This window comes from Mesorhizobium sp. M0106, assembly GCF_040322715.1.
In the GTDB taxonomy this organism is placed as follows: domain Bacteria; phylum Pseudomonadota; class Alphaproteobacteria; order Rhizobiales; family Rhizobiaceae; genus Mesorhizobium.
Genome location: NZ_JAMYUA010000010.1, coordinates 169,357 through 175,923, shown reverse-complemented (window position 1 = coordinate 175,923; position 6,567 = coordinate 169,357). Strand labels below are relative to the sequence as shown.

Sequence of the window (6,567 nt, the reverse complement as noted above, 5' to 3'; positions counted from 1 at the left end):
TTCTGTCCTCGAATGGCATCCCGAACCCCCTCGCGCAAAAGCGCAAAACTGTTCGCGATGTCCTCGCACATCTGTTCGCGATGTCCCCAGTCCAAACAAAGGGGAGAAGGGGAGCCGCGCGCTCGGAGCCGCCTCGTCTAGATCACGACTTAACCGGCAGGCCGGTCGCCGCGGCGATCTGGCTTGCGGCATCGTCGAGCGCTGCCTTGGCGTCGGGATAGCCGCCGGCCAGATATTTGGTCTGCACCGCGCGGATGATAATTTCGGCGTCGCTCTGGAACGGCGTGCCGCGGCTGGGGACGACCTTGGGCAAGGTGCCGAGGATGTCCTTCCACACGGCCTGGCCACCCCAATAGGGCAGGCCTTCGGAGACATAAGGGTCGTTGAGCGCCGAGATCAGCGACGGCACCAGGCCGAAGCCTTTCAGCATGGTGATCTGGCCCTCATTCGTCGCAAGCGTGTATTTCAGATAGGCGTAGGCGGCTTCCTTGTTCTTCGACACCGAGGTGATGGCGAGCGAGGAGCCGCCGAGATTGGCGGCGCGCGGACCGTCGGCGGTCAGGCTCGGCATCAGATAGACGCCCCATTTGCCTGCCCCATCGGGCGATTCGGTGCGCACGGTGCCTTCATACCAGCCGCCATACATCTGCGTGGCGACCTTGCCGGCGGTGTTGTTGGTGATCTTGGTGCTCCAGTCGGCAGAGGAAATGATGCCGGCGTCCTTCATCTCCTTGATCTTGGTCATGGCATCGACGCATTTGGGCTGGTTGACCGTGATCGATTGCCCGTCGGCGGAGAAGTAGGCGCAACCCTGCTCGTTGGAGATCATGCGGAAGAATTCGGAATCGCCGTTGAAATCGGCGTTGGTCATCGTGACGCCGGGATTGGCGGCCTGGATTTTCTTGGCGGCGGCGATGAAATCGTCCCAGGTCTTGATCGAGGACGGATCGACGCCAGCCTTCTCATAGAAGTCGCGGCGGTAGAACATCGCCACTGGACCGGAATCCCAGGGCATCGCATAGGCCTTGTCGTCAACCTCGAGCTCGGTACGCTTGAAGTCGGGGAATTTTGCCTGGTCTTCCGCGGTGTAGCCGAGCGTATGCAGGTCGACGAAGCAATCCGGGAACTGGCTCCAGTAGTTTTCGGCTTCGCCGTTCTCGATCGTAACGATGTCAGGCAGCCCCTCGCCGCCGGCGGCACAGCCGGCGATCGATTTGTCGTAGGTCGGCTGGTTGCCAAGGTCCTCGACCGTCACCTTGATGTCGGGATACTGCTTGTTGAAGCCCGCTATGGTGGCCTTCAGCGACGAAGCGGCGATATTCCAGCTCCAGATCGTGATTTCACCGGACTGCGCAAAGGCCGGGCTGGAGCCCAAGGCAAGCGCGAGCGCGGCGCAGGTCAATTTTATGCGCATTGAAATCCTCCCATTTCAGTTGCTCTCTGTTTGCGAGCGTGGCTAGACTAGGCCTCGGGAAAGCCTTGTCCGCGACAAAGGGAATAAGAAATGAGCGGAAAGTAAGATGCCGGAAAGGCCGTTTTACCAGCCTGGCGCCAGCAGCGTGGAGGGCCTGCCGCTGCTGCTGCAGATGTTCCACACCCAGCCCCTGGTGATGCTCAAGCCGCATTGGCACGCCCAGGTCGAGGTGAATTTCATCGTGCGCGGCGCCGTGCATTACCGCATGGACGGGCACGGGCTTTCGCTTTCTGCGGGCGAGATGTGCCTGTTCTGGGGCGGCCTGCCGCACCAGATGGACGAAGCCTCCGACGATGCCATCTACGCCGGCGCGCATCTGCCGCTGGTGCATTTCTTCCGGCTGCATTTGCCCGTCGAGGTCCGCAACAGACTGATGACCGGGGCGACGCTAGTGACCGACGCCACCGACCGGTCGGACGACCACAATTTCGAGCGCTGGAACCGCTATGCCCGCTCCGGCGACCCGGTCAAGGCCGAGCATGCCGTCAACGAGCTTTTGCTGCGGCTGGAGCGGGTGCGCTTCGAGCCTTACCGGCTGGTGCCCGAAACCCCGGTCGAACAGGAGATAGGCACTCCCTTCGATCAGCAATCGCTGCGCAATGTCGGGCGCATGTGCGACTTCATCGCCGAGAATTTCCTCTACGAGATCGATTGCGTCGACATCGCCGCGGCGGCCGATATCCATCCCAAATACGCCATGAGCATCTTCAAGAAATCGACCGGCATGACGCTCAATGAATATGTGAATCTGCTGCGCCTCAGCTACGCTCAGGCGCTGCTGATGCATCAGGATGCCAATGTGCTGCGCGTCGCCATGGAATCGGGCTTCGGCTCGCTCAGTGCCTTCAACAAGTCGTTCCGCAAGCTTTCCGGCATGTCGCCGTCGGATTTCCGCAGGGGCGTGGCCGGCGCCAGATAACGGCTGGATTCAGCCGATAATATCCAGGCGCCTCGGCAGGCGGTTCATCGGTGACGGACCGTTGGCGGTGATCAGGAACTGGTCCTCGAGATTGAAGCTGGCGAGACCGTCGATGTAGAGCGGGATCTCGAATGCCAGCACCATGCCGGCCTCGATCATGACATTGCTGTCGGCCGAGATGAACGGCCATTGCTCGGAAAACACGGAATGGCCGACGCTGTGGCCGAAATGGCCGCGGCGATAGGAACGCAGGCCGTGGCGCGCCAGGCTTTCGCTGGCGGCGCGATGCACGGCGGCTAACGGCTTTCCGGGCACAAGCGCGGCAAGCCCGTCGGCGAAGGTGCGTTCGGCTATCGCATGCAATTCGGCCTGTTCGGGCGACGGCGGCCCGAAGGTGAAATTCCGCGACATATCCGAGGCATAGCCGTTCACGCTGCACACCATGTCGGCCTTCAGCGGATCGCCGGCGGCGGCGACGGCGTCGGCGCCTTTTGGGCGAGCGCCCAGCGTGACGTATTCCGCCGTCGAGATTTGCTGCGACGACCCGGCGGCTGCATCCGCGACGCCTTGCCGGTAAAGCGCGACCAGCTCAGACTGACGCATGCCGGTCGTCGCATGCTGCTGCAGCCGCGACAGGCCGGCTTCCGACAGGGCGATGCCCTGCTGCAGAAGGTCGATCTCGCTCTGCGATTTGATTGCCCGCAGCCTGTCGAGAACCGGCGAGCCGTTGACCAGGGCAGTGCCCGGCAATATCGCCTGCATCGCGGAAAAATCGCTGGCCGAGACGAAATCCAGCTCGATGCCGAGCGTCGCACGCTCCAGCCCGAATTCTGCGAGGATCGTTTTCAGCTCGCGGACGGAGCGGGCAAGCTCGAAGGTCGCCGGACGTGAAAAACCGGGGGCGCGGCCAACCAAGCCGGCCTCGATGCGCTGCGCAACAGGCCGGTCGGCCGTCGCCGGCTCGAGCGACGCCGATTCGATCCAGATCGCATGCGTGCGCAGCACGGCGCCGGCCATCGCCGCCCGGAGCTGGGCAGCCTGGAAATCCGCCACCACGACGCCGATCGGCAGGTCGCCTCGCTTGGGAATAACGACGAAACCGGCGCCGGCCCGCCGGAACAGGCCGGCCGGGCCGATCCAGGCACCGGTGGCATATTGGAACGCCTCGGGCTCGCAAAGCACCAGCGCCTCGATGCCGGCGCGCTGCATCAGGTCAGTTGCGCGCTCGCGGTCGACAAAGCCGGTCATGGGATCTCCTCGAATGCACTCGAATCCGACGCCGATGCGGCGGCGTTTGACCTTAGCGTAGCTTCAGTGCCGCCGTGGAGCAGCTTTTTTCTGGAAGCGCTGTTCACCTTGAGAGTTCGTCGTCTGGAAACGAAAAAAGCCGCGGCGAACCACGGCTTTCAACGCGACAAGTGGTCTGTTTCGAATGCTTACTCGGTTTCATCAGAGGTGTCGTCGGCAGTGTCTGCCGCGTCTTTCGCGGCCTTTCTATCCAGCGCTGCCTGCAAGGCCAGCGTAGCCTGCGGTGAGGCCGGTGTCGTGGCAACGACCGCCATTGCATGAGCAACGCCGGTCGTCGACTTGTCCTTGGCCGCGGCGGAAGTGGCGGCTCCGTGTCCCTGCGAGCCGGCGCCGGCCGAGTTTCCGCCGTTGCCGTTGCTGCCGCCATTGCCGTTGCCATTGCCATTGCCCCCGGGAGCAGCGAGTACCGGAGATGCGACAAGGGTGAGAGCGGCTACAGTCGCGAATAGACAGGTGCGCGTTTTCATAGTTCCTCCTTCGAGTCGCCCTCCCGCCAGGATGGGTTCCAGATGAAAAACGTCAGGACTTTCGAATCCGAAAGTCGGCTGTTACCTAGCTTTGTTCAAATACAGTATTCTACAAGACGGACCTTGGTCCGAAATCGATACGCAAAAGTCCTGGATTTTATCGACAGCGTACTTCGGACGACCGCAGCGGCGGGATTTTTGCTGCCGGCAGATCCGGCGCCGCTACAGCGCAGTGTGCGTCGGCTGACATGAGGCTAGGGTCGAGGAAACCTAGCTGCTCGGCTATCGGTGACTGAGGAACATTCCACATTTCGTGAAGTTGGGAGCGCAGGCGTGCTTTTGAGGTGCCAAAATGTTTGATGCCGGCGGGCTTTTGGGAGGAAGCCATGATCCGCGTCACGCCTGCATTTCGTGTTTCGCGCCGCCGCGAATTGCAGTTTGGCCTGGGAGCAACGCTCGCTTCGGCCACCGGGCTTGCCCCGGTTTCCCGCGCCTATGCGCAGGATGAGGTCAAAGACGAAGACATTTTTTTCCGGTTCGCCCTCAATCTCGAATATATATGGAAGCCGAATATTACCTGCGCGGTACAACCGGAAAAGGGATCGAAGACTCGGATGCCGGCCCGAAGGCCGGCGCTGTCGTTGGCGGCAAACAGGTCAGCTTTGACAAGCCTGCAATCGGCGAGTTCATGCGCCCATGGCGTCCAAAAAGCTAGTGAGTTCAATTGGCTCGCCCGAAAAGAGTCGAACTCCTGACCCCCAGATTCTGGTCTGAGAAGTCAAGATCTAGGCGGTTCGAACGTGTCCCCTACTCCGTCAACGCTCCGGCTTCCCACCGCCAAGGCACATCATGGTTTAGGAGCTTGGCTTAGACGCTCGGAGTGAAGTACCCAGCCCATACCTTATTCCATTCTGGAGTTTCCACGTTTTTCGCAGCGGTCAAGGCCGCCGAGAATCCGAGATGGTCAATACCAGTGAAATGATGCAGGTTCTTCTGGACCACGTGGCAAGCAGGCCGCTGAGCAGACGTAGCTTCCTGGTTTCAGCATATGGACCCTCTTTGTAATACGAATTGAAAATTGCGCCCTCATGTTTCAGAACAGGTCGGTAGACCCGCGAGGATGGTTTCGAATCCTGCGGGTCGCTCACGGTCCTCAAGGCGAGAATTCTAAGAGACGTTCAACAATGACCCAGCACGCAGAAAACGCTCGAATTCTCATGTACAGCCACGACACGTTCGGGCTCGGCCATTTGCAGCGCTGCCGGACTATCGCGCATTCGCTGGTCGAGGATTTCCGCGGACTTCAGGTGCTTATCATTTCGGGTGCGACTATCGCTGGCGCCTTCGACTACCGCGCCCGTGTCGACTTCGTGAAGATCCCCAGCGTCATCAAGCTGCGCAACGGCGAATACACCTCGCTGGAAAAGGACATCGATCTGCATGAGACGCTAAGGATGCGCCAGTCGATCATCCGCCATACAGCTGAGACCTTCCGGCCGGATATCTTCATCGTCGACAAGGAACCGCTCGGCCTGCGCGGTGAGATTGAGGACACGCTGTCCTACCTCAAGACGCGGGGCACCACGCTGGTGCTTGGCCTGCGCGAGGTGATGGATGCGCCGCATCTGCTCGAAGCAGAGTGGGCACGCAGAGACGTGATGCGCAAGATAGGCGTCTTCTACGACAAGGTCTGGGCCTATGGTCCGCCGGATTTCTACGATCCGTTGACCGGCTTGGATGTGCCCCCGGCTGTCAGGGCAAAGATGAGGTTCGTCGGTTTCCTGCAACGGAGCCTGCAGCGGAACGAGTTGCCCGGCCACCGGCCTGAGGGCGACTATATCCTCGTTACTACCGGTGGCGGCGGTGACGGCGCCGATCTGATCCACGACGTCATCGATGCCTATCAGCAGGATCCGCAATTGCAGCATAGAGCCCTGATCGTGCTTGGGCCTTACATGCCGGCGCGCAAGCGCAACAAGCTGCTCAAGAAGGGGTCCAAGATCCCCTACATCAAGATCATCGAGTTCGACAACCGCATGGAAGACCTGATTGCCGGCGCCAAGGCGGTAGTGGCGATGGGCGGCTACAACACCTATTGCGAGATACTGTCTTTCGACAAGCCGGCGCTGATCGTGCCGCGCGTCGAGCCCCGCCGGGAACAACTGATTCGCGCACGGCGCGCAGCCGAACTCGGCCTCATCGAGATGCTTTTGCCGGAAGAAGCCGAGGATTCCCGGCGGTTTGCTGATGCACTGAAGGTGCTGCCGGACCGGCCCCGCCCATCGCAGAGCAATCCGCATCTGACGCTGGAAGGGCTGCCTCATATTTCCGAAATCGTCGCGGAACTGCTCGACCGGCGAGCCGGCCATCACCTTTCGGTCATTGAAGGAATGACCTGA

5 protein-coding genes and 1 pseudogene are annotated in these 6,567 nt (G+C 61.0%); 3 read left to right on the top strand and 3 right to left on the bottom strand.

Going from position 1 to position 6,567, the window contains the following annotated elements; translation table 11 throughout:
* Window positions 1-142: 142 nt before the first annotated feature.
* A complete protein-coding gene (locus NKJ55_RS13155) occupies window positions 143-1,414 on the bottom strand; it encodes an extracellular solute-binding protein (protein ID WP_023675947.1) in 1,272 nt (423 codons plus the stop codon).
* Window positions 1,415-1,520: 106 nt separating this feature from the next.
* Between NKJ55_RS13155 and NKJ55_RS13150 the strand changes: the two genes are divergently transcribed.
* Window positions 1,521-2,393 (top strand): helix-turn-helix domain-containing protein, encoded by an 873-nt coding sequence (locus NKJ55_RS13150; protein ID WP_352450267.1) that lies wholly within the window; start codon window positions 1,521-1,523, stop codon window positions 2,391-2,393.
* A gap of 9 nt (window positions 2,394-2,402) precedes the next feature.
* On the opposite strand, the gene NKJ55_RS13145 is transcribed toward NKJ55_RS13150, so the two are convergent.
* Window positions 2,403-3,641, bottom strand: a complete 1,239-nt coding sequence (locus tag NKJ55_RS13145) for a M24 family metallopeptidase (protein WP_352450265.1) — start codon at window positions 3,639-3,641, stop codon at window positions 2,403-2,405.
* Window positions 3,642-3,829: 188 nt separating this feature from the next.
* Window positions 3,830-4,168, bottom strand: coding sequence for a hypothetical protein (locus NKJ55_RS13140; protein WP_023675950.1), 339 nt, complete (start codon window positions 4,166-4,168; stop codon window positions 3,830-3,832).
* Between the two features lie 386 nt (window positions 4,169-4,554).
* Between NKJ55_RS13140 and NKJ55_RS13135 the strand changes: the two are divergent.
* Together NKJ55_RS13135 and NKJ55_RS13130 are read left to right on the top strand one after the other, a co-directional pair.
* Window positions 4,555-4,862 (top strand): annotated as a pseudogene (locus tag NKJ55_RS13135) (ferritin-like domain-containing protein); the annotation flags it as partial.
* 490 nt (window positions 4,863-5,352) lie between these two features.
* Entirely contained in the window at window positions 5,353-6,567 is a 1,215-nt protein-coding gene (locus NKJ55_RS13130; protein ID WP_352450264.1) for a glycosyltransferase family protein, read from the top strand.

Excerpts from the sequence above, each read along its gene's own strand:
- NKJ55_RS13155 (WP_023675947.1), bottom strand. The coding sequence starts at position 1,414 with ATGCGCATAAAATTGACCTGCGCCGCGCTCGCGCTTGCCTTGGGCTCC.
- NKJ55_RS13150 (WP_352450267.1), top strand. The coding sequence starts at position 1,521 with ATGCCGGAAAGGCCGTTTTACCAGCCTGGCGCCAGCAGCGTGGAGGGC.
- NKJ55_RS13145 (WP_352450265.1), bottom strand. The coding sequence starts at position 3,641 with ATGACCGGCTTTGTCGACCGCGAGCGCGCAACTGACCTGATGCAGCGC.
- NKJ55_RS13140 (WP_023675950.1), bottom strand. The coding sequence starts at position 4,168 with ATGAAAACGCGCACCTGTCTATTCGCGACTGTAGCCGCTCTCACCCTT.
- NKJ55_RS13130 (WP_352450264.1), top strand. The coding sequence starts at position 5,353 with ATGACCCAGCACGCAGAAAACGCTCGAATTCTCATGTACAGCCACGAC.